Origin of the sequence: Pseudomonas sp. SCB32 (assembly GCF_009189165.1) — a bacterium.
Lineage (GTDB): Bacteria > Pseudomonadota > Gammaproteobacteria > Pseudomonadales > Pseudomonadaceae > Pseudomonas.
The window spans coordinates 1,824,726-1,851,133 of record NZ_CP045118.1; the positions used below are offsets into that span (position 1 = coordinate 1,824,726).

General features: G+C 64.4%; 20 protein-coding genes. 13 read left to right on the forward strand and 7 right to left on the reverse strand.

Annotation, left to right across the window (positions count from 1 at the left end; genetic code table 11):
• The first annotated feature begins 10 nt into the window (after nt 1–10).
• The 9 genes from serC (at nt 11) to rarD (ending at nt 10,847) form a co-directional block, all read left to right on the forward strand.
• Nucleotides 11–1,096 (forward strand): 3-phosphoserine/phosphohydroxythreonine transaminase, encoded by a 1,086-nt coding sequence (gene serC / locus GA645_RS08665; protein ID WP_152221832.1) that lies wholly within the window; start codon nt 11–13, stop codon nt 1,094–1,096.
• The gene (gene pheA, locus GA645_RS08670; RefSeq protein WP_152221834.1) at nt 1,096–2,193 is read left to right on the forward strand and encodes a prephenate dehydratase; all 1,098 of its coding nucleotides are present in this window, start codon (nt 1,096–1,098) and stop codon (nt 2,191–2,193) included. The genes serC and pheA overlap by 1 nt, the downstream gene beginning before the upstream one ends.
• A complete protein-coding gene (cysC, locus tag GA645_RS08675) occupies nt 2,193–2,798 on the forward strand; it encodes an adenylyl-sulfate kinase (RefSeq protein ID WP_152221836.1) in 606 nt (201 codons plus the stop codon). Before pheA ends, cysC begins: the two co-directional genes overlap by 1 nt.
• Before the next feature lie 25 nt (nt 2,799–2,823).
• Nucleotides 2,824–3,936 (forward strand): histidinol-phosphate transaminase, encoded by a 1,113-nt coding sequence (hisC, locus tag GA645_RS08680; protein ID WP_152221838.1) that lies wholly within the window; start codon nt 2,824–2,826, stop codon nt 3,934–3,936.
• Entirely contained in the window at nt 3,929–6,154 is a 2,226-nt protein-coding gene (locus GA645_RS08685; protein WP_152221840.1) for a bifunctional prephenate dehydrogenase/3-phosphoshikimate 1-carboxyvinyltransferase, read from the forward strand. Before hisC ends, GA645_RS08685 begins: the two co-directional genes overlap by 8 nt.
• On the forward strand, nt 6,154–6,843 hold the full coding sequence (gene cmk, locus GA645_RS08690) for a (d)CMP kinase (RefSeq protein ID WP_152221841.1): 690 nt from the start codon (nt 6,154–6,156) through the stop codon (nt 6,841–6,843). Before GA645_RS08685 ends, cmk begins: the two co-directional genes overlap by 1 nt.
• Nucleotides 6,844–7,260: 417 nt before the next feature.
• Nucleotides 7,261–8,943, forward strand: coding sequence for a 30S ribosomal protein S1 (gene rpsA, locus GA645_RS08695; protein ID WP_152221843.1), 1,683 nt, complete (start codon nt 7,261–7,263; stop codon nt 8,941–8,943).
• A 141-nt stretch (nt 8,944–9,084) separates the two neighbouring features.
• The gene (locus tag GA645_RS08700) at nt 9,085–9,954 is read left to right on the forward strand and encodes a carboxylate/amino acid/amine transporter (protein ID WP_152221845.1); all 870 of its coding nucleotides are present in this window, start codon (nt 9,085–9,087) and stop codon (nt 9,952–9,954) included.
• Nucleotides 9,951–10,847 carry an EamA family transporter RarD gene (rarD, locus tag GA645_RS08705; RefSeq protein WP_152221847.1) on the forward strand — a complete coding sequence of 299 codons (897 nt, stop codon included), beginning with the start codon at nt 9,951–9,953 and terminating at the stop codon, nt 10,845–10,847. The genes GA645_RS08700 and rarD overlap by 4 nt, the downstream gene beginning before the upstream one ends.
• A 56-nt stretch (nt 10,848–10,903) precedes the next feature.
• Here the strand turns inward: rarD and GA645_RS08710 are convergent, their stop codons facing one another.
• The 4 genes from GA645_RS08710 to GA645_RS08725 form a co-directional block, all read right to left on the reverse strand.
• Complete coding sequence (locus tag GA645_RS08710) at nt 10,904–11,509, reverse strand: C40 family peptidase (RefSeq protein ID WP_152221849.1); 606 nt, start codon at nt 11,507–11,509, stop codon at nt 10,904–10,906.
• A 348-nt stretch (nt 11,510–11,857) separates the two neighbouring features.
• Nucleotides 11,858–12,265, reverse strand: a complete 408-nt coding sequence (locus tag GA645_RS08715; protein ID WP_152221851.1) for an NUDIX domain-containing protein — start codon at nt 12,263–12,265, stop codon at nt 11,858–11,860.
• Nucleotides 12,262–12,807 carry a dihydrofolate reductase family protein gene (locus GA645_RS08720; RefSeq protein ID WP_152221853.1) on the reverse strand — a complete coding sequence of 182 codons (546 nt, stop codon included), beginning with the start codon at nt 12,805–12,807 and terminating at the stop codon, nt 12,262–12,264. The genes GA645_RS08715 and GA645_RS08720 overlap by 4 nt, the downstream gene beginning before the upstream one ends.
• Nucleotides 12,808–12,904: 97 nt before the next feature.
• Complete coding sequence (locus tag GA645_RS08725) at nt 12,905–14,287, reverse strand: MFS transporter (protein ID WP_152221855.1); 1,383 nt, start codon at nt 14,285–14,287, stop codon at nt 12,905–12,907.
• 157 nt (nt 14,288–14,444) lie between these two features.
• Here GA645_RS08725 and GA645_RS08730 point away from each other — a divergent pair, with 157 nt between their 5' ends.
• Nucleotides 14,445–15,782: a DEAD/DEAH box helicase gene (locus GA645_RS08730; RefSeq protein WP_152227988.1), complete on the forward strand. Its 1,338-nt coding sequence runs from the start codon at nt 14,445–14,447 to the stop codon at nt 15,780–15,782.
• A 59-nt stretch (nt 15,783–15,841) separates the two neighbouring features.
• Here the strand turns inward: GA645_RS08730 and GA645_RS08735 are convergent, their stop codons facing one another.
• Entirely contained in the window at nt 15,842–17,506 is a 1,665-nt protein-coding gene (locus tag GA645_RS08735; protein WP_152221857.1) for an MFS transporter, read from the reverse strand.
• Nucleotides 17,507–17,727: 221 nt separating this feature from the next.
• Between GA645_RS08735 and GA645_RS08740 the strand changes: the two genes are divergently transcribed.
• On the forward strand, nt 17,728–19,023 hold the full coding sequence (locus GA645_RS08740) for a phospholipase (protein ID WP_152221859.1): 1,296 nt from the start codon (nt 17,728–17,730) through the stop codon (nt 19,021–19,023).
• Nucleotides 19,024–19,125: 102 nt separating this feature from the next.
• On the opposite strand, the gene GA645_RS08745 is transcribed toward GA645_RS08740, so the two are convergent.
• Both GA645_RS08745 and GA645_RS08750 read right to left on the reverse strand, forming a co-directional pair.
• Nucleotides 19,126–19,389 (reverse strand): DUF2790 domain-containing protein, encoded by a 264-nt coding sequence (locus GA645_RS08745; RefSeq protein WP_152221861.1) that lies wholly within the window; start codon nt 19,387–19,389, stop codon nt 19,126–19,128.
• 385 nt (nt 19,390–19,774) lie between these two features.
• Nucleotides 19,775–21,922, reverse strand: a complete 2,148-nt coding sequence (locus tag GA645_RS08750) for an FUSC family protein (RefSeq protein ID WP_152221863.1) — start codon at nt 21,920–21,922, stop codon at nt 19,775–19,777.
• Nucleotides 21,923–22,268: 346 nt separating this feature from the next.
• Between GA645_RS08750 and GA645_RS08755 the strand changes: the two genes are divergently transcribed.
• Both GA645_RS08755 and acs read left to right on the forward strand, forming a co-directional pair.
• Nucleotides 22,269–23,216 carry a LysR family transcriptional regulator gene (locus tag GA645_RS08755; RefSeq protein ID WP_152221865.1) on the forward strand — a complete coding sequence of 316 codons (948 nt, stop codon included), beginning with the start codon at nt 22,269–22,271 and terminating at the stop codon, nt 23,214–23,216.
• A gap of 149 nt (nt 23,217–23,365) precedes the next feature.
• Nucleotides 23,366–25,321, forward strand: coding sequence for an acetate--CoA ligase (gene acs, locus GA645_RS08760; RefSeq protein ID WP_152221867.1), 1,956 nt, complete (start codon nt 23,366–23,368; stop codon nt 25,319–25,321).
• The last annotated feature ends 1,087 nt before the right edge of the window (nt 25,322–26,408 follow it).

The following is a 26,408-nucleotide window of genomic DNA, read 5'->3' on the forward strand; positions in this document are numbered from 1 at the left end:
GAGAGTGGATGTGAGCAAGCGAGCCTTTAACTTCTGCGCCGGTCCCGCGGCGCTTCCCACCGAGGTGCTGGAGCGCGCCCGCGCCGAGCTGCTGGATTGGCAGGGCAAGGGCCTGTCGGTCATGGAAATGAGCCACCGTAGCGACGACTACGTGGCCATCGCCGAGAAGGCCGAGCAGGACCTGCGTGACCTGATGGGCGTGCCGTCGAACTACAAGGTGCTGTTCCTGCAGGGCGGCGCCAGCCAGCAGTTCGCTGAGATTCCGCTGAACCTGCTGCCCGAAGACGGCGTGGCGGACTACGTGGAAACAGGCATCTGGTCGAAGAAGGCCATCGAAGAGGCTCGCCGCTTCGGCAACGTCAACGTGGTCGCCAGTGCATCCAAATACGACTACTTCGCCATTCCCGGGCAGAACGAGTGGAACCTGTCCAAGGACGCCGCCTACCTGCACTACGCGTCCAACGAGACCATCGGCGGTCTGGAGTTCGACTGGATTCCGGAAGTCGGCGACGTTCCGCTGGTGGTGGACATGTCTTCGGACATCCTCTCCCGCCCGACCGACGTGTCGAAGTTCGGCCTGATCTACGCCGGCGCGCAGAAGAACATCGGCCCGTCCGGCCTGGTCGTTGTCATCGTTCGCGAAGACCTGCTGGGCCGCGCCCGCAGCATCTGCCCGACCATGCTCAACTACAAGGTCGCCGCCGATAACGGTTCCATGTACAACACCCCGGCTACCTACTCCTGGTACCTCTCCGGCCTGGTCTTCGAATGGCTGAAGGAGCAGGGTGGCGTCGACGCCATGGAAAAGCGCAACCGCGCGAAGAAGGACATGCTGTACGGCTTCATCGACAACAGCGACTTCTACACCAACCCGATCCAGCCCAGCGCCCGCTCCTGGATGAACGTGCCGTTCCGCCTGGCCGACGAGAAGCTCGACAAGGCCTTCCTCGAAGGCGCTGACGCGCGCGGCCTGCTCAACCTGAAAGGCCACCGTTCTGTGGGCGGCATGCGTGCCTCCATTTATAACGCCCTGGGCCTGGATGCCATCGAAGCCCTGGTCGGCTACATGGCCGAGTTCGAGAAGGAGCACGGCTGATGAGCGACGCTGACCAGCTCAAGGCTTTGCGCGTACGCATCGACAGCCTCGACGAGAAGATCCTCGAGCTGATCAGCGAACGCGCCCGCTGCGCCACCGACGTGGCGCGCGTGAAATTGGCCTCCCTGCCCGAAGGCGAGAAGCCGGTGTTCTACCGGCCCGAGCGCGAGGCGTGGGTGCTCAAGCACATCATGGAGCTGAACAAGGGCCCGCTGGACAACGAGGAAGTCGCTCGTCTGTTCCGCGAGATCATGTCCTCCTGCCTGGCCCTGGAACAGCCGCTGAAAGTGGCCTACCTCGGCCCGGAAGGCACCTTCACCCAGGCTGCGGCGCTCAAGCACTTCGGCCACGCGGTGATCAGCACCCCGATGGCGGCCATCGACGAAGTGTTCCGCGAAGTCGCCGCCGGTGCGGTGAACTTCGGCGTGGTGCCTGTGGAAAACTCCACCGAGGGCGCGGTCAACCACACCCTCGACAGCTTCCTCGAACACGACCTGGTGATCTGCGGCGAGGTGGAGCTGCGCATCCACCACCACCTGCTGGTGGGCGAGAACACCAAGACCAACAACATCACCCGTATCTACTCCCACGCCCAGTCCCTGGCCCAGTGCCGCAAGTGGCTGGACGCGCACTACCCGAACGTCGAGCGCGTGGCGGTCTCCAGCAACGCCGACGCCGCCAAGCGGGTGAAGAGCGAGTGGAACAGCGCGGCGATTGCCGGCGACATGGCGGCCAGCCTGTACGGCCTGGACAAGCTGCATGAGAAGATCGAGGACCGCCCGGACAACTCCACGCGCTTCCTCATGATCGGCAACCAGGAAGTGCCGCCCACCGGCGACGACAAGACGTCCATCATCGTCTCCATGCGCAACAAGCCGGGCGCCCTGCACGAACTGCTGGTGCCGTTCCACACCAACGGCATCGACCTGACCCGCATCGAGACCCGTCCGTCGCGCAGCGGCAAGTGGACCTACGTGTTCTTCATCGACTTCGTCGGCCACCACAAGGACCCGCTGATCAAGGACGTGTTGGAAAAGATCAGTAGCGAAGCCGTTGCCCTGAAGGTGCTGGGCTCCTACCCGAAGGCTGTACTCTGATGTCGAAAGCTCGCGACGTACGGTGGCAGGCGCTTGCAGTCGACCGTGAGGCGCGTGGTCGGAACAAGGGCCAGCGCCCTTGTCTGATCTGGCTGACTGGCTTGAGCGGTTCCGGCAAGTCGACCGTGGCAGATGCTCTGGAGCGCCGGCTGCACGAAGCGGGGCGGCACACCTACCTGCTCGATGGCGACAATCTTCGCCACGGACTGAATCGCGATCTGGGCTTCAGCGCCGAAGATCGCAGTGAGAACATCCGTCGGGTCGGCGAGGTCGGCGCGCTCATGGTGGACGCCGGGCTGATCGTGATCGCCGCGTTCATCTCCCCGTTCCGACAGGACCGGGACATGGTGCGCGCTCTGGTGCCGGATCTCTTCATCGAAGTCCATGTCTCGACGCCGCTGAATGTCTGTGAAGAGCGTGACCCCAAGGGTTTGTACCGAAAAGCGCGTGCAGGTGAGCTGAAGGAGTTCACTGGCATCGATTCGCCTTTCGAGGTCCCCCAGGCGGCTGAGTTGACCATCGATACCTCCACGCTGGCCGTCGACGAAGCCGTCGACCGCATCTGCGACTACCTGGTGGCCGCCGGTTATATCGAGTCATTTTGAGCGGCCACACTCAAGAGAGAAGTCCATGAGCTGTGATTTCCTTGCCCTGGCCCAGCCGGGCGTGCAGAAGCTTTCCCCCTATGTTCCCGGCAAGCCGGTCGATGAACTGGCCCGTGAGCTGAAGCTCGACCCCGCCGGCATCATCAAGCTGGCCAGCAACGAGAACCCGCTGGGCCCGAGCCCGAAAGCGCTCGAAGCGATCCGTGCGGAGCTGGCTGAGCTGACCCGCTATCCCGATGGCAACGGCTTCGAACTGAAGAGCCGCCTGGCCGCCCGTTGCGGCGTCGGCACCGCGCAGGTGACCCTGGGCAACGGCTCCAACGACATCCTCGACCTGGTGGCTCGTGCCTATCTGGCGCCGGGCCTGAACGCCGTGTTCAGCCAGTACGCCTTCGCCGTCTACCCGATCTCCACCCAGGCCGTCGGCGCCCAGGGCAAGGTCGTGCCGGCGAAAGACTGGGGCCATGACCTGGAAGCCATGCTGGCGGCCATCGATGGCAATACCCGCGTGGTCTTCATCGCCAACCCGAACAACCCCACCGGCACCTGGTTCGGCCCGGACGCGCTGGAGCGCTTCCTGTCGCAGGTTCCGGAGAATGTCCTGGTGGTGCTCGATGAGGCCTACATCGAGTACGCCGAAGGCGAAGAACTGCCGGACGGCCTGAAGTACCTGGCTCGCTACCCGAACCTGCTGGTCTCGCGCACCTTCTCCAAGGCCTACGGCCTGGCGTCGCTGCGCGTTGGCTACGCGATCTCCTCGGCGCAGGTCGCCGATGTGCTCAACCGCGTGCGCCAGCCGTTCAACGTCAACAGCCTGGCCCTGGCCGCCGCCTGCGCCGCGCTGGAGGATGCCGAGTACCTCGCCGAAGGCAAGCGCATCAATGACGAGGGCATGGTGCAGCTGGAAAACGGCCTGCGCGTACTCGACCTGCAGTGGATTCCGTCCAAGGGCAATTTCATCGCCGTGGACCTCAAGCGCGACGCCGGCCCGGTCTACCAGGCCCTGCTCGCCGAAGGCGTGATCGTCCGTCCGGTGGGCGGCTACGGCATGCCGCAGCACTTGCGCATCTCCATCGGCCTGCCAGCCGAGAACGCCCGCTTCCTCGAAGCGCTGGCCAAGGTGCTCGCCCGTGCCTGATGTCCAGCCGCACAAGCTGCGCCGTCTGGTGGTGGTGGGGCTCGGCCTGATCGGCGGCTCCTTCGCCAAGGGCATCCGCGAGAAGGGCCTGTTCGAGGAAGTGGTCGGTGTCGACCGTGACCCGGAAACCCGCCGCCTCGCCGTGGAGCTGGGTGTGGTCGACCGCTGCGAGGAAAGCCTCGCCGCCGGTTGCCGTGACGTCGACGTGATCCAGCTCGCCGTGCCGATCCTGGCTATGGAAAAGGTCCTCGGCGAACTCGCCACCCTCGACATCGGCAATGCCATCCTCACCGACGTAGGCAGCGCCAAGGGCAATGTGGTGCGCGCCGCCAAAGCGGTATTCGGCGGCATGCCGGCGCGCTTCGTGCCCGGCCATCCCATTGCCGGCTCCGAGCAAAGCGGGGTGGAAGCCGCCAACGCAAAACTGTTCCGCCGTCATAAGGTCATTCTCACGCCGCTGGATAATGCCGACGCGGACGCGATCCAGTGCGTCGAGAGCCTCTGGCGCGAGCTGGGTGCGGATGTCGAGCAGATGGACGTCGAGCACCACGATGAAGTCCTGGCGGCGACCAGTCACCTGCCGCACCTGCTGGCCTTCACGCTGGTCGACTCGCTGGCCAAACGCAGCGAGAATCTGGAAATCTTCCGCTACGCCGCTGGCGGCTTCCGCGACTTCACGCGGATCGCCGGCAGCGACCCAGTGATGTGGCACGACATCTTCCTCGCCAATCGCGGGGCGGTGCTGCGCATCCTCGACGTATTTCGCGATGACCTCGACGCCCTGCGCGAGGCCGTCGACAAGGGGGACGGGCAGCAATTGATGGGCGTCTTCACTCGCGCCCGGGTTGCCCGCGAGCATTTCAGCAAAATCCTGGCCCAACGGGCCTATGTGGACGCCATGCACAACAATGACCTGATTTACCTGGCCCAGCCGGGTGGCCGCCTGTCCGGACGTGTTCGCGTACCGGGCGACAAGTCCATCTCCCACCGTTCGATCATGCTCGGCTCCCTGGCCGAAGGCACGACCGAGGTGCAAGGCTTCCTCGAAGGCGAAGACGCCCTGGCCACCATTCAGGCGTTCCGTGACATGGGCGTGGTCATCGAAGGTCCGCATCACGGCCGCGTCACCGTACACGGCGTGGGTCTGCATGGCCTGAAAGCACCGCCCGGCCCGATCTACCTGGGCAACTCCGGCACCTCCATGCGCCTGCTCAGCGGCCTGCTGGCGGCCCAATCGTTCGACTCGACCCTGACTGGTGACCCCTCGCTGTCCAAGCGCCCGATGAACCGCGTAGCCAAGCCGCTGCGCGAGATGGGTGCGGTGATCGAGACCGGTCCGGAAGGCCGTCCGCCGCTGACCATCCGTGGCGGTCGCAAACTCACCGGCATGCATTACGAAATGCCGATGGCCAGCGCCCAGGTGAAGTCCTGCCTGCTGCTCGCCGGCTTGTACGCCGCTGGTGAAACCTCCACCACCGAGCCGGCGCCGACCCGCGATCACACTGAGCGCATGCTGCGCGGCTTCGGCTACCCGGTCGACGTCGAAGGCGCAACCGCCCGTGTCGAGTCCGGCCACAAGCTCACCGCCACTTCGATCGAAGTCCCGGCCGACATCTCCTCTGCCGCCTTCTTCCTGGTCGCCGCGAGCATTGCCGAAGGTTCCGACCTGACCCTGGAGCACGTCGGCATCAACCCGACCCGTACCGGCGTCATCGACATCCTCAAGCTGATGGGGGCCGACATCACCCTGGAAAACCAGCGTGAAGTAGGTGGCGAACCGGTCGCCGACATTCGCGTACGTTCGGCCAAGCTGAAAGGCATCGACATCCCCGAAGACCTGGTGCCGCTGGCCATCGACGAGTTCCCGGTGCTCTTCGTCGCTGCAGCGAATGCCGAAGGTCGCACCGTCCTGCGCGGCGCGGAAGAGCTGCGGGTGAAGGAATCCGACCGCATCCAGGTGATGGCCGACGGCCTGATCGCCCTGGGCGTGAAAGCCGAGCCGACCCCGGACGGCATCATCATCGAAGGCGGCGCCTACGGCGGCGGCGAAGTCTGGAGCCACGGCGACCACCGTATCGCCATGTCCTTCAGCGTGGCCTCCCTGCGTGCCGGCGCGCCGATCCGCATCCACGACTGCGCCAACGTCGCGACTTCCTTCCCGAACTTCCTCGGGCTGGCCTCCGGCGCGGGCATCCGCGTCGCCGAGGAGGGCAAGTGATGATGGGCGAATGGCCGGTCGTCGCCATCGACGGCCCCAGTGGCTCCGGCAAGGGCACCGTCGCCGGCCTGCTGGCCAAGCGCCTGGGCTGGAACCTGCTGGACTCCGGCGCGCTGTATCGTCTGCTGGCGTTCGCCGCCGGTAACCACGGTATCGACCTGACCAACGAGGAAGGCCTCAAGGTCCTGGCCGCGCACCTGGACGTCCAGTTCACCCACGGCAAGGGCGGGCAGGGCCAGCACATCATCCTCGAAGGCGACGACGTTACCGACGTCATCCGTACCGAACAGGTTGGTGCCGGCGCTTCCCAGGTCGCCGCGCTGCCTGCGGTGCGCGATGCCCTGCTGCAACGCCAGCGCGCCTTCCTCGAAGCCCCCGGCCTTGTAGCCGACGGTCGTGACATGGGCACCGTGGTCTTCCCCAGCGCCCCGCTGAAGATATTCCTCACTGCTTCGGCCGAGGAGCGCGCCCGTCGCCGCTACCTGCAGCTGAAGAACAAGGGCATCGAGAGCGACCAGGCGCAGCTCGCTGAGGAAATCAGCGCCCGCGACGAGCGCGACAGCCAGCGCGCCGTGGCGCCGCTCAAGCCTGCCGTAGGGGCGATCCTGGTGGACTCCACCTCGATGAGCATTGATGAGGTGGTGGACAGCATCCTCGCTGAGGTCGCTCGGCTGGGGTTGGCTGACTAGTCGATGTTGGAACGAAAATCCCCGGCATGCCGGGGATTTTTCTTTCAAGGGCGGGGCTGTTGCTCCTGAGTCGCTGCGTTGAACTGACAGGCGGTGAAGCCGGTCACCTGGCTTTACGCGAAAATGAAAGCTCCAGGCTGGAATTCGCAAGAAGCGCAAGGTGCTTTGGGAGTCGGGTCGCCCAATTGACGCGGGCTGCTTCGATTGCTACCATTCCAGACCTTATATCGGGAGGGTTTCGCCCATATTGAGCGAAGCGTTCCCTTAAAATCTGAATGTGGAGTGCCCGTTTCGGCGGGTGCAACAGGGGGCCGGCGGGATACCAGTCTTGATCCTGCTGGCTTCTTTTTCATCACTTGACCGTGTCTGCTGGTGGCGCGGAATCGGGCTTACAAGCCTTTGACTACAGGTATAGACATGAGCGAAAGCTTCGCAGAACTCTTTGAAGAAAGTCTGAAATCCCTCGACATGCAGCCGGGTGCAATCATCACCGGCATCGTGGTCGACATCGATGGTGACTGGGTCACCGTCCATGCCGGTCTGAAATCCGAGGGCGTCATCCCGGTCGAGCAGTTCTACAACGAACAGGGCGAGCTGACCATCAATGTGGGTGACGAAGTCCACGTTGCGCTGGACGCGGTAGAAGATGGCTTCGGTGAAACCAAGCTGTCCCGCGAAAAAGCCAAGCGTGCCGAGAGCTGGATCGTTCTGGAAGCTGCTTTCTCTGCCGACGAAGTGGTCAAAGGCATCATCAACGGCAAGGTCAAGGGTGGCTTCACCGTCGACGTCAACGGCATCCGCGCGTTCCTGCCGGGTTCGCTGGTCGACGTGCGTCCGGTGCGTGACACCACTCACCTGGAAGGCAAAGAGCTCGAGTTCAAGGTCATCAAGCTGGACCAGAAGCGCAACAACGTTGTCGTTTCCCGCCGCAGCGTCCTGGAAGCCGAGAACAGCGCCGAGCGCGAAGCTCTGCTGGAATCCCTGCAGGAAGGCCAGCAGGTCAAAGGTATCGTCAAGAACCTCACCGACTACGGTGCGTTCGTTGACCTGGGCGGCGTCGATGGTCTGCTGCACATCACCGACATGGCCTGGAAGCGTATCAAGCATCCGTCGGAAATCGTCAACGTTGGCGACGAGATCGATGTCAAGGTTCTGAAGTTCGACCGCGAGCGCAACCGCGTATCCCTGGGCCTGAAGCAACTGGGCGAAGACCCATGGGTTGCCATCAAGGCTCGTTACCCGGAAGGCACCCGCGTTACCGCGCGCGTCACCAACCTCACCGACTACGGCTGCTTCGCCGAGCTGGAAGAGGGCGTGGAAGGCCTGGTACACGTCTCCGAAATGGACTGGACCAACAAGAACATCCACCCGTCGAAAGTCGTTCAGGTTGGCGACGAAGTGGAAGTTCAGGTTCTGGACATCGACGAAGAGCGTCGTCGTATCTCCCTGGGCATCAAGCAGTGCAAGTCCAACCCGTGGGAAGACTTCTCTGGCCGCTTCAACAAGGGCGACAAGATCTCCGGCACCATCAAGTCGATCACTGACTTCGGTATCTTCATCGGTCTGGAAGGTGGCATCGACGGTCTGGTTCACCTGTCCGACATCTCCTGGAACGAAGTTGGCGAAGAAGCCGTTCGCCGCTTCAAGAAGGGCGACGAGCTGGAAACCGTCATCCTCTCCGTTGATCCGGAGCGTGAGCGCATCTCCCTGGGCATCAAGCAGCTGGAAGACGATCCGTTCTCCAACTACGCCTCGCTCAACGAGAAAGGCACCATCGTTCGCGGCACCGTAAAAGAAGTTGACGCCAAGGGCGCTGTCATCACCCTGGCCGGCGAAATCGAAGGCATCCTGAAAGCCTCCGAAATCAGCCGTGACCGCGTTGAAGACGCTCGCAACGTTCTGAAAGAAGGCGAAGAAGTCGAAGCCAAGATCATCAGCATCGACCGTAAGAGCCGCGTCATTTCCCTCTCCATCAAGTCCAAGGACGTTGATGACGAGAAGGATGCGATGAAAGAACTGCGTAGCAAGCAAGACGCAGAAAGCACTGGTCCGACCACCATCGGTGACCTGATCCGTGCTCAGATGGAGAACCAGGGCTAATCCCTGCTTCCTCATCCTAGGAAAAGGGCGACTTCGGTCGCCCTTTTTCGTTTCTGCCTTTCGCAGGTGGCGGGCGCGCAGTGCTTTTCTCCGCTGTGAGACAGGCGCTATGGTGCTTGCCCCGTTCCGGTCGCATCCCTCATGCCTTACCTGCTTTTCGTTACCGTCCTCTGGGCGTTCTCCTTCAGCCTGATCGGCGAGTACCTTGCCGGGCAGGTCGATAGCTATTTCGCGGTGCTGACCCGTGTGGTGCTCGCCGGTCTGGTGTTCCTGCCACTGACTCGCTGGCGCGGCGTCAATCCGCGCTTCATTGCCGGTGTGATGCTGGCGGGGGTGCTGCAGTTCGGCATTACCTATGTCTGCCTCTACCAGAGCTTCCGCGTGCTGACGGTGCCAGAAGTGCTGTTGTTCACCGTGCTGACGCCGTTGCATGTGGCGCTCATCGATGACGCGCTGAACCGCCGCTTCAATGCCTGGGCGCTGCTGGCGGCTGCGGTGGCGGTGCTGGGCGCCGGGATCATTCGTTACGACGGTGTGAGCGGCGATTACGTCCAGGGCTTCCTGCTCCTGCAGCTGGCCAACGCGACCTTCGCGGCCGGGCAGGTTTTCTACAAGCACCTGGTGCAGCGCTATCCGTCCGATATCCCGCAATTCCGCCGCTTCGGTTACTTCTTCGTCGGCGCGCTGCTGATCGCGCTGCCGGGTTGGCTGCTGTTCGGCAACCCGCAGAAGCTACCCAGCACCGAGCTGCAATGGGGCGTACTGGTGTGGATGGGACTGCTGGCCACTGCGCTGGGGCAGTTCTGGTGGAACAAGGGTGGCACCCTGGTCGATGCCGGCACCCTGGCGGTGATGAACAATCTGCATGTGCCGGTGGGGTTGCTGATCAACCTGCTGATCTGGGGCGAGCACGCCGATCTGCCACGCCTGGCATTGGGCGGTGTGGTGATCGTTGCGTCCCTGGGCGTCAACCGCTACGGCCTGCGCCGCCACAAGGAGCGTTTCGCATGAATATCTCCGGACGTGGTGTGGCGCTGTCCCTGGCGTCTTCCGTGCTGTTCGTGACCTTGCCGGCCTATATCCATGCGCTGGAGCCGCTGTCCAGCATCCAGGTGATTGCTCACCGGGTGGTCTGGTCGATTCCCATGGTCCTGCTGCTGGTGCTGTTTACCCGTCAAGGCGGCGTGCTGCGTGATGCCGGACGGCGTCTGCTGCGCGAGCCGTGGCTGCTGGCGTGCTTCCCGCTGACGGCGGCGATGATGCTGATCCAGTGGGGGGTATTCATCTGGGCGCCCATGGTCGGGCGTACGCTGGAGCTGTCGCTGGGCTACTTCCTGCTGCCGCTGACCATGGTGCTCTGCGGTCGGGTGTTCTATGGCGAGCGTCTGACCACGCTGCAAGGTATCGCCGTCGGCTTCGCGCTGGCCGGTGTCCTGCATGAGCTGTGGCTGACCCGGGCGTTTTCCTGGTTCAGCCTGATCACTGCGCTGGGGTATCCGCCGTATTTCATGCTGCGCCGCAAGATGGCGGTGGACTCGCTGTCTGGTTTCGTCTTCGAGATGATCGTGCTGCTGCCGTTCGCGCTGGCGACGCTGTGGATAACCGACAGCGCCACGGTGCTGGAGGCGGTACCGCGCCTGTGGGCATTGCTGCCGTTGCTTGGCCTGATCAGTGCGCTGGCGTTCGGCGCGATGATGGCGGCCAGCCGGCTGCTGCCGATGGGGCTGTTCGGGATTCTGAGCTACGTCGAGCCGGTGCTGCTGTTTGCCATCGCCGTGCTGTTCCTGGGCGAGGCGTTCAACCCGGCGCAGATCTGGACCTACGGGCCGATCTGGGTCGCTGTGCTGCTCACCGGTTGGGATAGCGCGCGACTGCTGCGCCGTCAGGCGCGTCGCGGCCTATAAGTGAAGGGAGAGAGGCGAGGGACAGGCACTCTCCCGCAAGGGGAGAGTGCAAGCGGTCAGTCGTAGCGACGACCGACGTCGGCCTTGGCCAGGGTTTCCGGCAGGATGCGGCGGGCGGCGGTGTAGTGCTTCTTCCAGTAGTCGCCACTGAGGTCGGAGACGCGGACCTTCTGGCCGCGGCGCGGCGCATGGACAAACTGGTTGTCGCCGACGTAGATGCCGACGTGGTCGACATTGCGGCGGTTGTGGATGCGGAAGAACACCAGGTCGCCGGGTTGCAGGTCGCCGCGGGCGACTTTCGAGTTGCCGCGCATGCTGTACATCTGCTGCGCGGTACGCGGCAGGTCGACTTCATCGACGTTCTGGAACACGTAGTTGACCAGGCCGCTGCAGTCGAAGCCGCGCTTGGGCGAGGTACCGCCCCAACGGTATGGCGTACCGATCATGCTGTAGGCACGCTGGGTGACCTGGTGCGCCTCGCTCTTGGCCGGCTTTTCGGCTTTGGGCGTCATGGTCAGCAGCGCGCTTCCCTGGACCGGGACGCGCAGGTCGACCGGGGCGGGGTGGTAGGTACGCGTGATCTTGGAGGAGGCCGTAGCCTCGGTGGCGGCCAAGAGGGTCGCCAAGCCTATGGAAAGGCATGTCAAAATGTTACGTCGCATTCGGCATGTCTTCTTGCGGGTTGATGTCACCCAGACTCCGCTGGATCGCCATTGCTTTCGGCGTGGTTTCCTTTTTGTCCGTCGAAAAATTCGGGGCATTCTGAACGAGTTTTCATGACAGTTTTTACCGTCTGTCGATTCTGAAAGTTGCCATGTGACTCACCGGAAGTTCCGTGACATGTGCTCGGACCCATCGGTCACGGTCGCGGCTTATAGCGTGAAGCCCTATGGAATGCGGGTTGCGGCAATGACGGAGGGATGCCGCGCGGCTGATGGCGCAAAGCCATGCGAGGCGTGCTGTCGCAGGTAAAAACCCGACGAAATGCAGGTTTATGCGGTGACCCGGGATCAGCCCACGTGCAGGAGAAGGGCGGGCAGTACTTGCTCGCGCACGAGAGGGGCGAGGTTGTGCAGGGCGTTGTCGGTGGGCGCGAGCCAGGCGAGCTCTTCCAGCTCCGCCGCCGGGCTTACCGGGTGGGGCAGGGCGGCGACGTAGACCTGCGCGTCGACCTGGGTATCGGGCTCGTTGGCCGCGTCGGCTTGGAAACGCCCCAGTGACGTCAGTGCGTTTTCCGTCAGGCGCAGGTTGAGCTCTTCATCCAGTTCGCGCAGCAGGGCCTGTACCGAGGTTTCGCCGGGCTCGTGCTTGCCGCCGGGCAGCATGAAGGCCTGGGTGCCGCGCTTGCGCACCAGCAGGAGGCGTCCGCTGTCGTCGAGCAGGCAGGCGGCGGCGATGCTGATGGTGGCGAGGGTCATGGCGAGCGGCTTTCCTTGAGGACCAGGTAACGCAATTGCACGATGCCGCTGGGAAAGCTGCGCTGTTCCAGCAGTTGCAGACGTTGCTCGAGCCCGATGCTGAACAGTGGGATTCCAGCGCCGAGCAGCTGCGGGATGATGCTGACGATCAACTCGTCGAGCAACCCCGCGGCAAGAAAGTTTCCCGCCAGGCTCCCGCTGCCGACCAGCCAGATGCGCTGGCAGCCCTTGGCCTGCAGGGCTTTCAGGGCTTCGCTCGGAGGGCAATGGATCAGCTCGACGCGAGGGCTGGCCAGGGGCAGGTGGTTGGCGCGGGTCAGGACGAGGGTGGGCTTGTCCGGATAGGGCCAGTCGCCCTGATCCAGGCGGTGCAGGTAGGTGACCCGTCCCATCAGCAGTCCGTCGATGCTGGCGTAGAAGGCGCCATGACCGGGGTCGTCGGTCGCGCTGTCGTAGCCCCGCAGCCAGTCCATGCTGCCATCGGGCCGGGCGATGTGCCCGTCGAGGCTGGCAGTGACGAAATAAATGAGAGTCGAGTGCACCCTGTTTCTGCGTTGCAGAGGGCTCGTTCAGAGCATTGCACGGCGGCAGCGGGGTGCTGGTACGTTCGTCCGATTCCTGCCTGCGTTGGGTAGTGCGTCAGCCAGCGAGTTCCTCCAGGGTTCGGCCGCGGGTTTCGATGCCGAAGGCCCAGACCACGCTGGCGGCGAGCAGGAAGCACAGGGCGCCGAGGGTGAACACGCCTCCCTGACCAGCCACCGGCAGGATCAGGCCGCTGACGGTGGGGCCGAGCAACGAGCCGATGCGTCCGACCGCCGAGGCGAAGCCCGAGCCCGTGGCGCGCGCCGAGGTGGGGTAGAGCTCCGGCGTGTAGGTGTAGAGCACCGCCCACATGCCGAACAGGAAGAACTGCATGGCCAGGCCGAAGCCGATCAGCAGGCCCAGGCTGCCGCCGAACACGGCCGTTTGCCCGTAGGCGTAGGCCATGGCGCCGCCACCCAGGAGCATCAGTACGCAGCTCGGCTTGCGCCCCCAGCGCTCAACCAGCCAGGCCGCGCAGAGGAAGCCGGGAATGCCGGCCAGGGAAATCAGCACCGTGTAGTACACCGACTGGGTGGCGGCGAAGCCCGATTGCTGCAACAAAGCGCTGAGCCAGGAGGTAAGGCCGTAGAAACCGAGCAGGGCGAAGAACCACAGGCTCCAGACCGTCAGGGTGCGGCGGCGGTAGGTGGGCGACCAGAGTTCGCCGAAGGCGCGGAAAAAGCCCGGTGCGCTCGGTTCCGGACGCGCCAGCGGACGTGGCTCGGGCAGGCTGGTCAGCTTGAGCGAGGCCATCACCCGCGCTTCGATGCGTTGCAAGGAGCGCTCGGCCTGCTCGAGCAGTCCGGCCTGCTCGAGCAGTCCGGCCTGCTCCAGCCAGCGCGGCGATTCCGGAATCATGAAGCGGATCGCCAGGACGAAGATCGCCGGGAACGCCAGCAGCTGGAACAGGCTGCGCCAGCCGGCTACCGGTAGCACGAAGTAGGACAGGCAGCCGGCGGCGATGAAGCCCAGTGGCCAGAAGCCGTCCATCAGCGCGATGTACTTGCCGCGCTTGTGCGCCGGGATCATTTCCGAGAGCAGCGACTGGGCGATGGGGAACTCCATGCCCATGCCGATTCCCAGTAGCACGCGGAAGAACGTCAGCTGCTGCACGTCGCCGGCAGTGGAGCAGAGGTAGCTGGCGATGCCCCAGAGCACGATGCTCCACTGGAATACCGGCTTGCGCCCGAAACGGTCGGCGAGCAACCCGGACAGTGCCGCCCCTATCACCATGCCGACGAAGCTGGAGCTGGCCAGCAGGCCGGCCTGGGCACTGGAGAGGCCGAACTCGGCTTTGATCGAGCCGAGCAGGAAGGTCATCATCGCCAGGTCCATGGAGTCGAAGAAGAACGCCAGGGCGATGATCACGAAGATCAATCGGTGGTAAGGGCTCAGCGGCAAGCGCTCCAGACGTTCGGCGGCGGTCGGGCGGTGCGTCATCGCGGCGTTCCTTGTGCGGCGTTTTTGGGCGTTGCGGCCAGTCTGGGAGCGGCTTCCGAGCCTTTCTGTCCCGCACGCGACGCATGCCGTACCGATTGCGACCGGCGAATAAAACCCGCGCATCGGTTACGCTATGCAGCTATTTGGTCTTTACGTGATATCGAGGTCTGCCTTGTTCTCCCAATTCGCCCTGCACGAACGCCTGCTCAAGGCGCTCGATTCGTTGTCCTTCTCCGAGCCGACCCCGGTCCAGGCCGCGGCCATCCCGAAGGCCCTGGAGGGACGCGACCTGCGGGTGACGGCGCAGACCGGCAGCGGCAAGACCGCCGCCTTCGTGCTGCCGCTGCTGCACCGCCTGCTGAGCGAAGAGAAGCCCAAGAGCGGCGCCCGCGCGCTGATCCTGCTGCCGACCCGCGAGCTGGCCCAGCAGACCCTCAAGGAAGTGGAGCGTTTCGCCCAGTTCACCTTCATCAAGGCCTGCCTGATCACCGGCGGCGAAGACTTCAAGGTGCAGGGCGCGCGCCTGCGCAAGAATCCGGAAATCATCATCGGCACCCCGGGCCGCCTGAACGAGCAGTTCAACGCCGGCAACCTGCCGCTGGGCGACGTGGAAGTGCTGATCCTCGATGAAGCCGACCGCATGCTCGACATGGGCTTCTCCGAGGACGTGCTCAAGCTCGCCGCGCAGTGCCCGACAGAGCGCCAGACCCTGCTGTTCTCCGCCACCAGCGGCAGCGGCCTGCATGAGATGGTCGAGAAAGTGCTGCGCGAGCCGGAGAACCTGCAGCTCAACCGCGTCAGCGAGCTGAACGAGGACGTCAGCCAGCAGGTGATCCTGACCGACGACGTCGGCCACAAGGAAGCCCTGCTGCAGTGGCTGCTGGCCAACGAGACCTATGAGAAGGCCATCGTCTTCACCAACACCCGCGTCGCCGCCGACCGCCTGACCGGTCGTCTGATCGCCGCCGGGCACAAGGTATTCGTGCTGCACGGCGAGAAGGACCAGAAGGACCGCAAGCTGGCCATCGAGCGCCTGAAGCAGGGCGCGGTGAAGATTCTGGTCGCCACCGACGTGGCCGCCCGTGGCCTGGACGTCGACGGCCTGGACCTGGTGATCAACTTCGACATTCCGCGTCGTGGCGACGAGTACGTGCACCGTATCGGCCGCACCGGCCGCGCTGGCGCCTCGGGTGCCGCGATCTCGCTGGTCGGCCATGGCGACTGGAACCTGATGTCGAGCATCGAGCGCTACCTCAAGCTGCGCTTCGAGCTGCGTGTCATCAAGGAGCTGAAGGGCACCTACAAGGGGCCGAAGAAGGTCAAGGCTTCCGGCAAGGCTGCCGGCACCAAGAAGAAAAAGGACGATGTGAAGAAGACCGGCAGCAAGGCCCCCGCGAAGAAGAAGCCCGCCGCCAAGCCCAAGACCGGCCCGTCCAAGGTTGTGAGCCAGGACGGCCTGGCGCCGCTCAAGCGCAAGAAGCCGGCAGCGGAGTAACCCTTCCGCGTCACCTGAAACGCCTCTCCTGACCGAGAGGCGTTTTTGTTTCTACGCCACTATCCCAACGTCTCCGGCGGTGCCTCGTAACTTCCCGACTCGTAGCTCACCCCGTGCCGGGTTACTGGCGGTGCATCCCCCGCATGCAGGCTGGTGACGTTGTCGATGATGGTCTTGTCCTCGAGGGTGAGGCGGTCGAGCATCCGCAGGTGGCTGATCCAGTTGTCCACCAGGAACAGCTCTTGCCAGATTTCCTGGTTGCTCACGTCGCGGTACAGCGCCCAGCGTTCCGCGCCGTTGCGCAGACGCAGGCGGCGCAGCGGCTTGGCGGCGCGGACGAAGTCGCGGGTGCGCTCGGCCGGGATGCGGTACTCGATGGATACCAGCACCGAACCTCGCTCCGGGTTGAACACGAAAGTCGGCGGGCCCGGTACGCCTCCCGGCGCGCGGGCGATATTGCTGGCGTCCAGTTCCGGCAGGCGCGAGTTGTACAGCAGCGCCACCGAGACCAGCAGCAGGCAGCCGGCGGCGACCAGTGCACCCTGCACGCCCAGGGTTTCGGCGAAGTGGCCCCAGAGGAACGAGCCTGCGGCAAGCCCGCCGTAGATCGCGGTCTGGTAGAGCGCCAGGGCGCGTGCCTTGACCCAGTCGGGCACGAGGATCTGCACGGCGGAGTTGTAGGTGGCCACGGCGGCGATCCAGCAGGCGCCGCCCAGGACCAGCGCGGGGAAGATCACCCAGAGATTGTCGACCCAGCCCAGGATGAGCATGACCAGTGCAAGCGTGGCGGCTGCGAAGCTGATCAGCCGGCTGCTGCCAAGCCACTGGCGGGCCTTGCTGACCACAGTGCTGGCGACGATGGCGCCCAGGCCCAGGGCGCCCAGCATGTAGCCGTATACCGAGGCGCTACCGTCCGGGTTGCGGTGTGCCAGCAACGGCAACAATGCCCAGATCGCGCTGGCCGACAGGCCGAAGACCGCCGAGCGCATCATCACCAGGCGGGTGACGCTGGAGTACTGGGTGAAGCGCAGTGCGGCGATCACCCCCTCGAAGATGTGCTCCGGCGGCAGGGTGCGTTTGGGCACGTCGCGGCGCCATTGCCAGATCGCCCAGATCAGCGCGGCGTAGCACAGGCAGTTGAACAGGAACACCCAGGACGGCCCGGTGGCCGACAGCAGCAGGCCGCCGATGGCCGGACCGACCGCGCGGGCGACGTTGTAGTTGACGCTGTTGAGCAGCACCGCATCGCCGAGCATGCGCGGTGGCACCTGCTCGTTCACCGCCGCCTGCCAGGCGGGAATGGTGATCGAGCTGCCCAGCGACAGCCAGAGGATCGACACGATCAGCAGCAGTGGGTCGAGGTAGCCCATGAACGCCAGGACCGTCACCAGCGCCGCGCCGGAGAGTTCCACCGTCAGGCCTACCAGCATGATCTTGCGCCGGTCGTGGTTGTCGGCCAGCACGCCGGACATGATCGACAGCAGCACCAGCGGCAACGCCGAGGCGACCTGGATCATCGCCACCATCAGCGGACTGGCATGGGCCTCGGTGACCACCCAGGCGGCCGCCACCGATTGCGCCCAGGTGCCCAGGTTGGCGAACAGGTTGCAGATCCAGATGATGCGGAACGCAGCAATGCTGAAGGGGGCGAGGGCGCCACTGCGGGGTTCGGCTGGATCGGGTTTGAGGGGGAGGTCGTGCTTGGGTGAAACGGATTGCAGCATGGGGACGCCCTTATTTCGAGTGGTCGGTACGCGCGTGGCCGCGGTGCCTTTCCATGCCGGGCAAGTGTAGTGGCTGGGGCGGTTCGCGCCATTGATGATGGTCAGCCGTGGCGTTATCCGTGACACATGCTGGCAGGCTTCGACAGTGCCGGCGTGGCTTCGGATTGTTAGGCTGCGTCGGAATTTTCCGCATTGCACTGCCAAATAAGAGCGAAAAGCCGATGAAGCGATTTTCAACCTGCCTGCTGGCCGGTCTGCTGGTTCTGCCGCAGAGCCTCTGGGCCTGGTCCAATCACACCCTGGGCAGCTACATCGCCCTCCAGCAATTGCCGGCGATCGTGCAGGCGCCGGAGGTCGAGGTCGAGCCGCTGGAAAGTTTCCTCAGCCAGCAGCGTGCGGGCCTGGTGAAGCTGCTCGACGAGCAGGAAGCCTATGCCCGCGAACACTTCCGCGAGTATCCGCCGCGTCCGGACGACCTGCGCCTGACCGAAGACGGTCGCGACGACCTGGGCAAGGCGTTCCTCATGGCGCTGCGCCTGAACCCGGAGATCAAGCTGGCCACCGCCGTGCAGCCGCCGCCGGGGGGCGAACTGCCGGGCCATGTCGCGCTCAAGCCGGCCGATGTGCTGGTGTTCCACAATCTGTCCGGCTGGAACCCGTGGCATTTCGTGCAACTGCAGTCGGGGGAGAAGATCCCGGCGCTGGACGTGCTGGCCAGCGCCGCCGACGAGCCGGACTTCGGCCACGACATCAACCTGTTCAGCGACAACCCCGGCGAGGCTGGCCAGCGCTACGGCTTCGGCACCCAGCCGTTCGGCGATCCGCGCTACGAGTTCAGCTCCCAGGCGCCGTTCCACATGGGCTTCTACCACGAGGACGCGATCATCTTCGCTGGCGCGCCGTATCTGCAGCGCAATTGGCCGGAGTGGCGCGCCTATCAGTTCTACGGCCTGGCGCGCTTCGCCTTCGAGAACGGCCATCCGTACTGGGGCTACCGCTTCCTTGGCTGGGCAATGCACTACATCCAGGACATGACCCAGCCCTATCACTCGACGCCGCTGCCGGGCGAAACCACCAGCAGCATGCTGTGGACGGCGGGCAAGTCCATGGCGGGCTTCGATGCCGACAAGCAGGCGGCGATCCAGCGCGTGGCGGACCGGCATACCGGAGTCGAGCGCTATCAGGTGGATTGGCTGCGCGAGACCTTGCGCCAGGGTGGACAGTCGCCCTTGCTGGCGGCCTACGCCGATACCAGTACCGATGGAAGTTATCAACCGTACTCGACGGAGTATCTGCGTGAGGTGGTGGCGAGCGAGTCCCATGCCCATGCGGCGGCATTTGATGCGGCCATCGGTCATTGGCTTGAGAGTGAAAAGACGCCGGCGGGGGATTTCAGCGAGGGGAACTCACTGGCGCCGTTCCGGCACGATGAGCAACTGGATGAGCAGATTCTGCAATTGATCCGGCACTTTGGAGCGCACAGTCGCAACCTTGCGAAGGCGGCTTTGCAGCCGTAAGGGCTTGGAACATTCCCGTCGGGGCGGCGTGGAGCCCCGGCGGGAATGTCTTGGAACCTGCTCCTGATCCGACGAGCTAGAGCAGGGCGGGTTCTAAGCCTGTTAGCCGCCGGAGCAGCCATTGCCCCACACCTGATATTCGACGGTGTGGCGCTGACCTTGGGAGTCTTCGTAGGTCATGCGTGCCGGCACGATGCCGCACTGAGTGGAAACGTCGGTGGTGGAGATCACGTGGGCGACGTCCAGCTTCATGTCGTAGGTGTACTGCTCCACGGCCGCGCTTTGCGCCTGGTCGCCGGCATTCGCCTGCTCGGCCAGGGCGAGCGTCGAGAAACCGGCCAGGGCCAGGATGACTACAGCTTTCATGAAATTACCTGCCTTGTTCCCGGCGTCCGGGCATGACGTGTCCGTGACGCTGAGCCGAGGGCTCCGTCGGGAAGCGTTGGGGATGATTACGGGTCTTGGGTGGTGTTGCGGCGCGCGCTGTAACAGCACGGAAATAATAGGATTTGCCTGATCTGAGTCATATATCCAGGCGCCAACAAGACTTCGTACTCAGAGACAACAATCCAGGCGTGGCACGGGTTTCAGGGCAGATTTTGCGGCGGAAGGTCGCAGGTTCGAGGGATTCGCGGCGGGGTTGCCGGCCTGCGTAGGAGCGGACTCCGTCCGCGATTGACCCGCATCGCGCCGGAAGCCATCGCGGACGGAGTCCGCTCCAACGAAATATGGCAGTGCCGTGCGCGCGATCTCAATCGCGCAACGGCGACTGCGGATCGAGCAGCGAGGTGCGGATGAAGTGCAGGTAGCTGCACACCCGGCGCAGCGGCGAGGAGTCGAAGTGCGGTGGCCGGCGATCGTCCGTGGAGCGCGTCGCGTGGATGGCATGTTCCACCGCCGCCAGCGCGCGCTGTCGATTGCCTTCGCTGGGCTGGATGAACAGCCGGATCAGCGCACGTCCCAGCGCGCGGATGGCGCGGCGCCAGGGCATGCGTTCCGCATACCAGGGCTCCTTGGGCAGCGCTTCCTGTTCGCGGCGCAGTTCGATGATCGACAGGCCGATCTCCTGCACCTGGAAGGTCCAACGCAGCAGCTGGCGCTGCACGTCCGGGCGACCTGTGGATAACCCATAGGCCTGGTTCAGCAGGTCGCGGGTGCCGCTTTCGAAGCTGGACGACAAGCCCTTCAGCGGATCGCTGATCACCCGTACCACACGCAGGCGCAACTCGGCTTCCAGGCGCTCCCACAGCCATGGTCGATTGGGCGGCAGGATGACGATCGAGGCGACCACCGCCATGCCCATCGACAGCAGCATCGCCAGGTACTCGTTGATGAAGGTGTAGGCGTCGTAGCGTGCCAGGTTCGCCGGCAGCGAGGCGATGCAGAACCACACCAGCAGGCCGACCCCGTAGCCGCTCCACTTGGGCCGGGTGATCAGGAAGGCGCCGAGGGCGAACACCGGCGCGAGTACGAAGCACAGCAGCGGGAAGCCATCGATGTGCGGCAGCACGCGGAAGGTGAGGATGAAGCCGAGGGTGGCGCCGAGCAGGGTGCCGAGGGTCAGTTGCAGCGACAGGCGCTTGGGATTGGGCGAGGCGGAGGAGAGGGCGGCGATCAGCACCGAGGTCAGCGCGAAGGTGGCGCCGCTGAGCCAGGACGTCTCGATCCAGAACACCCCGCCGACGATCACCAGCAGCGCGCAGCGGAAGCCGGCAACGGCGGCGGCGAGGGCGTTGGCTTTGGGGGTGAAGCGCTCCTTCCACTGTTCCCGCTCGTGCTTGTGCGCAGCGAGCGACGCGTGGGTCTGCGCATAATTGTGCATGTCGTCGACGAAGCGGTAGAGCAACTCGGCGGCGGTCTCGAAGTCCAGCTGGTCGGCTTCCCTCGGGCAGGTATGACCGAGGGTGGCGCGGGCCTCGCGGATTCGCGGCATCAGATGGTGCTTGCACAGCTCCAGTTGCACGCTGAGGCGCTCGGCGTCGCTTTCCGTGAGCGGGCGGCCGTGCCAGCTGGCGAGCAGTTCGCTGACGTCGATCAGGCACGGCATCAGCACTTCCAGCACATTGCTGGCCTGACGCTGGCGCAGGCGGTCGAGCAGGCGCTGCAGGGCATGGAAGCGGGTGGTCAGCTGCATGAACTCGCTGTTCAGGCGCGCCAGGCGGCCGCTGCGCAGGCGCATATGCGGGTCTTCGAAGGCGGTGACGTTGCGCAGGCTTTCCAGACCCACCACTTCGGCGGCGATACGCGCGCTGGACTGCTCGAAGCGCTCGGGGTCGAGGGTGCCGTTGAGGCCGGCGCTGGCGAGGCCGGCGAAATCGCCGAAGCGGGTGTTCAGCGCGTTGCGCAGGGCGGCGGTGCTGGTCTGTGGCAGCACCACGGCGCTGACCACGCCGGTGCAGAGGATTCCCAGGGTGATCTCGATCACCCGCCACAGCGCCTGCATGAAGGCACCTTCGGGGTGCAGGGTGGCGGGGATGCCGATCATGACCGCGGTGTAGCCGGCGAGCAGGCAGGCGTAGGCGCGAAAATCCCGGTAGCGCGCCGCACCGGCGGTGCACAGGCCGACCCAGATCGCCACGCAGAGCAGGAACAGCACGCGCTCCTGGGCGAACAGGGCAATGAAGGTGACCATCACCGTGAGGCCCGCGAGGGTGCCGAGGATGCGGTAGAAACTCTTCGCCAGCACCTGGCCGCTCTGCGGCTGCAGCACGATGAAGGCGCTCACCAGCACGGTGTTTGGCTGCGGCAGTTCCAGCCGGTAGGCCAGCCACAGCGCGGTGAAGGCGGTGATCAGCGTCTTGAGGATGAACATCCAGGTGACGCCGTCGGTATGCGCCCAGTCGGACAGGGCGAAGCGCAGCGCGGCAGCCTTGGGCAGGCGCACGGAGAGACTGCTCATCGGGCTTATCTCGTCTGGCTTTTGGTGGGGATCGGGCCTGCAGGACCCTGTAGTCGGGAGGTGGAGCGAAGGGGTGGGAGCACGTTGCACGAAAGGCGGAGCACGGCTGCTTTTCCTGGGATTTTGCGGATACCGCATTGGGGATGGCGATTCTAGAAGTGCGCCGGGGGGCAGGATAAGCTGACGGTTGGATGAATTATTGTTGTCTGAAAGAGCAATAATCCCGTCCCGGCAGGTATGCGACAATTCGCCGCCTGTCATGAATCTGTAACAAGGCGTTGCTCGGTCGAGCGCCGTTGCAGGGGCCGCCCGCCGTGGCGCGCCGACAGGCTCTTACGGAGAAATGATGGACCTGCTGCATAACATGCGTGCTTTCGTCTGTGTCGCTGAAACCGGCAGCTTCACCGCCGCCGCCCAGCGCATGGACCTCACTACCGCCTACGTCTCGCGGACGGTGGCCAAACTCGAAGCGCACCTGCGCACCCGCCTGCTGCATCGCACCACCCGCCGCATCGCCCTCACCGAAGCCGGCCAGCGCTACCTGCAGCGCTGCCAGCAGATCCTCGGCTATATCGAGGAAGCGGAAGCGGAGGCCGGCGACGCCCACGCGCGCCCTCATGGCAAGGTGAAGGTCCATGCCATGACCGGCATCGGCCAGCATTACCTCATTCGCGCGATCTCGCAGTACTGCGAGATCTACCCGGAGGTCAGCTTCGACCTGACCCTGGCCAACCGCATCACCGACATCCTTGACGAGGGCTACGACATCTCCGTGGTCATCGCTCAGGAGCTGCCGGATTCGGGGTTCGTCTCCAAGCGCATCGGCAAGACCTACAGCGTGCTCTGCGCATCCCCCGAGTACGTGGCGCGCAGCGGCATGCCGAAGAAGCTGGCCGAGCTCACCGAGCACCGCTGCCTGCGCCTGGTGAACTCGGTAATGTCCCTGGACAAGTGGCTGTTCGACGGCCCGGACGGCCAGGAGCTGGTCGGCGTCAACCATACCCATTTCCAGGTCAACACCGCCGACGCCATGACCGAGGCGGTGCGTGCCGGCATGGGTATCGGCGCGCTGCCGGTGTATTCCGCCGTGCAGGGGCTCAAGGACGGCAGCCTGGTGCGTGTACTGCCCGACTACAGCCTCTTCCACCTTAACGTCTATGCGCTGTATCCCTCGCGGCAGTACCTCGACGCGAAGATCCGCACCTGGGTGGAGTTCCTCCGTGACTGCGTGCCCGGCATGCTCGAGGAGCACGAGCGGATGATGGCGCAGCATGGGCGTACTGCTTTGGACTGACGTCACGTACAACCGCCAGAAGTCGCACTTATGGGGCCCATCAGTATGGGGCCCCGAGTGGTAATACCATGGTCGAATGGCTCGGAGGAGGGTGTCGCCGTTACAACTGACGGCAACAAAAACAACACTCTTCACCGAGGTAGAACGCCATGACTGCGGCATCCGTGTACCCCGTGCGTCCCGAAGTGGCCGCGACCACTCTGACCGACGAGGCCACCTACAAGAAGCTGTACCAGCAGTCGGTGGTCAACCCCGACGGATTCTGGCGCGAGCAGGCCCAGCGCATCGACTGGATCAAGCCGTTCACCAAGGTCAAGCAGACGTCCTTCGACGACCACCACGTGGACATCAAGTGGTTCGCCGATGGCACCCTGAACCTCTCCTATAACTGCCTCGACCGCCACCTCGCCGAACGCGGCGACCAGGTCGCCATCATCTGGGAAGGCGACGATCCGGCGGATCACAAGGAAATCACCTACCGCGAGCTGCACGAGCAGGTCTGCAAGTTCGCCAACGCCCTGCGTGGCCAGGACGTGCACCGTGGCGACGTGGTGACCATCTACATGCCGATGATCCCGGAAGCCGTGGTCGCCATGCTGGCCTGCGCCCGCATCGGTGCGATCCACTCCGTGGTATTCGGCGGCTTCTCCCCTGAAGCCCTGGCCGGCCGCATCATCGACTGCCGCTCCAAGGTGGTGATCACCGCCGACGAAGGCGTGCGCGGCGGCAAGAAGACCCCGCTGAAAGCCAATGTCGACGACGCGCTGACCAACCCCGAAACCAACAGCGTGCAGAAGATCATCGTCTGCAAGCGCACCGGTTCGGACATCAAGTGGAACCAGCACCGCGACGTGTGGTTCGAGGACCTGATGAAGGTCGCAGGCTCCACCTGCGCGCCGAAGGAGATGGGCGCCGAGGACCCGCTGTTCATCCTCTATACCTCCGGCTCCACGGGTAAGCCCAAGGGCGTGATGCACACCACCGGCGGCTATCTGGTCTACGCCTCGCTGACCCATGAGCGCGTGTTCGACTACCGTCCGGGCGAAGTCTTCTGGTGCACCGCCGACATCGGCTGGGTCACCGGCCACACCTACGTCGTCTACGGCCCGCTGGCCAACGGCGCGACCACCGTGCTGTTCGAGGGTGTACCGAACTATCCGGACATCTCCCGCGTCGCCAAGATCGTCGACAAGCACAAGGTCAACATCCTCTACACCGCGCCGACCGCCATCCGCGCCATGATGGCCGAGGGCAAGGCCGCGGTCGAAGGCGCCGACGGCTCCAGCCTGCGTCTGTTGGGTTCGGTTGGCGAACCGATCAACCCGGAAGCCTGGCAGTGGTACTACGAGACTGTCGGCCAGTCGCGCTGCCCGATCGTCGACACCTGGTGGCAGACCGAAACCGGCGCCTGCCTGATGACTCCGCTGCCGGGCGCCCATGGCCTGAAACCGGGCTCCGCCGCCAAGCCGTTCTTCGGCGTGGTGCCGGCGTTGGTGGACAACCTGGGCAACATCCTGGAAGGGGCCACCGAGGGGAACCTGGTGATCCTCGACTCCTGGCCGGGCCAGGCGCGTACCCTGTACGGCGACCACGACCGCTACGTGGACACCTACTTCAAGACCTTCAAGGGCATGTACTTCACCGGCGACGGCGCCCGTCGCGACGAGGACGGCTACTACTGGATCACCGGCCGCGTGGATGACGTGCTCAATGTCTCCGGCCACCGCATGGGCACCGCCGAGATCGAGAGCGCGCTGGTCGCCCACCCGAAAGTGGCTGAGGCGGCGGTGGTTGGCGTGCCGCACGACATCAAGGGGCAGGGCATCTATGTCTACGTCACCCTGAATGCCGGCGAGGAAAACAGCGAGCAGCTGCGCCAGGAGCTGCGTGCCTGGGTACGCAAGGAAATCGGCCCGATCGCCACCCCGGACGTGATCCAGTGGGCGCCGGGCCTGCCGAAGACCCGCTCGGGCAAGATCATGCGCCGCATCCTGCGCAAGATCGCCACGGCTGAGTACGACGCCCTGGGTGACATCTCCACCCTGGCTGATCCGGGTGTGGTGCAGCATCTGGTGGAGACGCACCAGTCCATGCGCGCTGCCTGATCCTACGCTCGATGAAAAACGCCCCGCTTGCCGGGGCGTTTTTCTTTTTGGGCTTTGGCTTTTCGTAGGAGCGAGCTTGCTCGCGAACCCTGCCTGACGCCGGCCTTGCCGGCGGATCGCGGACAGAGTCCGCTCCTACAGGCTGGGTTCGGTGCATCTTCTGTAGGAGCGGACTTTGTCCGCGATGCCTTTTGTTCTCGTTTGGATGTTCATGCGCCGCTTCAGCGTGTGCTGATGTATTTGGTTTCGCCCCCTCGGGCGACCCGCTTTGGCAAACGACGGATGGCCGCCCCACCCAAAGTGGGCAAATGTCTTGCCCCTGCATCCGGCCCCGGCTTCGCCAGGGTCCCCTCGCTCCATCGAAGTTTCAGGGGCACGCGTCGACGGGCCATCCCTGGCCCAACGACGCTCTCGCGGCATCCATGCCGCTCAACCCCTGAAACTCCGATTCCACTCGGCCTCCTGAAGGGGCGCTGGAGTGCGCGGAGATTTCTCTGGAAGTCTTCAAGAGCTGTTACAGAGCAGCTTGCTCCGCACTGCTTTGGCTCCCGTAGGAGCGGACCTTGTCCGCGAAATCCCTCGCGGATGACTTTGCTCTCACCTGGATACGCTGGGGCCTTGTGCCCGCGAGTGGCTCAATGCCGTGCGATTCGCTGACAAGGCTCGCTCCTACAGTGCGCTACCTGCTCCCCGGTAACATTTCGGCGCGACAAATTGAGGCGTCAGGAAACAATTCGCACAACCTTGGTGCGTAATTTCCGTCGACTTCGAGTGGGTCGGTTTTCCGCAACCCGCATGAATACTGAATATCTAAATTGTTGGCCTGATAACTGCAGGTAAAATTGGTTTTACTACGCACTTCTACGTCACGTATTATCCGCGCCGTCAAGCCGCAGGGGCTCTGTCTCCAGCGCTTCTATAATTACTTGTCGCATTGAAGAAATAACCGCTCAGGGGCTGTCGCTAGAATGCCGCTCACCCCGGTAGGCGTGCTTTTCACAAGAATCACGCCGGCAATGCGCAGAGAAACAATAACCTTCACTTCTGCCGGGCAGCCTGGGCCAACCCCTTCCTCCTGCCAATCGAA

Coding starts and splice junctions, on each gene's coding strand:
- pheA (WP_152221834.1), top strand. CDS start 1,096: ATGAGCGACGCTGACCAGCTCAAGGCTTTGCGCGTACGCATCGACAGC.
- cysC (WP_152221836.1), top strand. CDS start 2,193: ATGTCGAAAGCTCGCGACGTACGGTGGCAGGCGCTTGCAGTCGACCGT.
- hisC (WP_152221838.1), top strand. CDS start 2,824: ATGAGCTGTGATTTCCTTGCCCTGGCCCAGCCGGGCGTGCAGAAGCTT.
- cmk (WP_152221841.1), top strand. CDS start 6,154: ATGATGGGCGAATGGCCGGTCGTCGCCATCGACGGCCCCAGTGGCTCC.
- rpsA (WP_152221843.1), top strand. CDS start 7,261: ATGAGCGAAAGCTTCGCAGAACTCTTTGAAGAAAGTCTGAAATCCCTC.
- GA645_RS08700 (WP_152221845.1), top strand. CDS start 9,085: ATGCCTTACCTGCTTTTCGTTACCGTCCTCTGGGCGTTCTCCTTCAGC.
- rarD (WP_152221847.1), top strand. CDS start 9,951: ATGAATATCTCCGGACGTGGTGTGGCGCTGTCCCTGGCGTCTTCCGTG.
- GA645_RS08710 (WP_152221849.1), bottom strand. CDS start 11,509: ATGCGACGTAACATTTTGACATGCCTTTCCATAGGCTTGGCGACCCTC.
- GA645_RS08715 (WP_152221851.1), bottom strand. CDS start 12,265: ATGACCCTCGCCACCATCAGCATCGCCGCCGCCTGCCTGCTCGACGAC.
- GA645_RS08725 (WP_152221855.1), bottom strand. CDS start 14,287: ATGACGCACCGCCCGACCGCCGCCGAACGTCTGGAGCGCTTGCCGCTG.
- GA645_RS08735 (WP_152221857.1), bottom strand. CDS start 17,506: ATGCTGCAATCCGTTTCACCCAAGCACGACCTCCCCCTCAAACCCGAT.
- GA645_RS08740 (WP_152221859.1), top strand. CDS start 17,728: ATGAAGCGATTTTCAACCTGCCTGCTGGCCGGTCTGCTGGTTCTGCCG.
- GA645_RS08745 (WP_152221861.1), bottom strand. CDS start 19,389: ATGAAAGCTGTAGTCATCCTGGCCCTGGCCGGTTTCTCGACGCTCGCC.
- GA645_RS08750 (WP_152221863.1), bottom strand. CDS start 21,922: ATGAGCAGTCTCTCCGTGCGCCTGCCCAAGGCTGCCGCGCTGCGCTTC.
- GA645_RS08755 (WP_152221865.1), top strand. CDS start 22,269: ATGGACCTGCTGCATAACATGCGTGCTTTCGTCTGTGTCGCTGAAACC.
- acs (WP_152221867.1), top strand. CDS start 23,366: ATGACTGCGGCATCCGTGTACCCCGTGCGTCCCGAAGTGGCCGCGACC.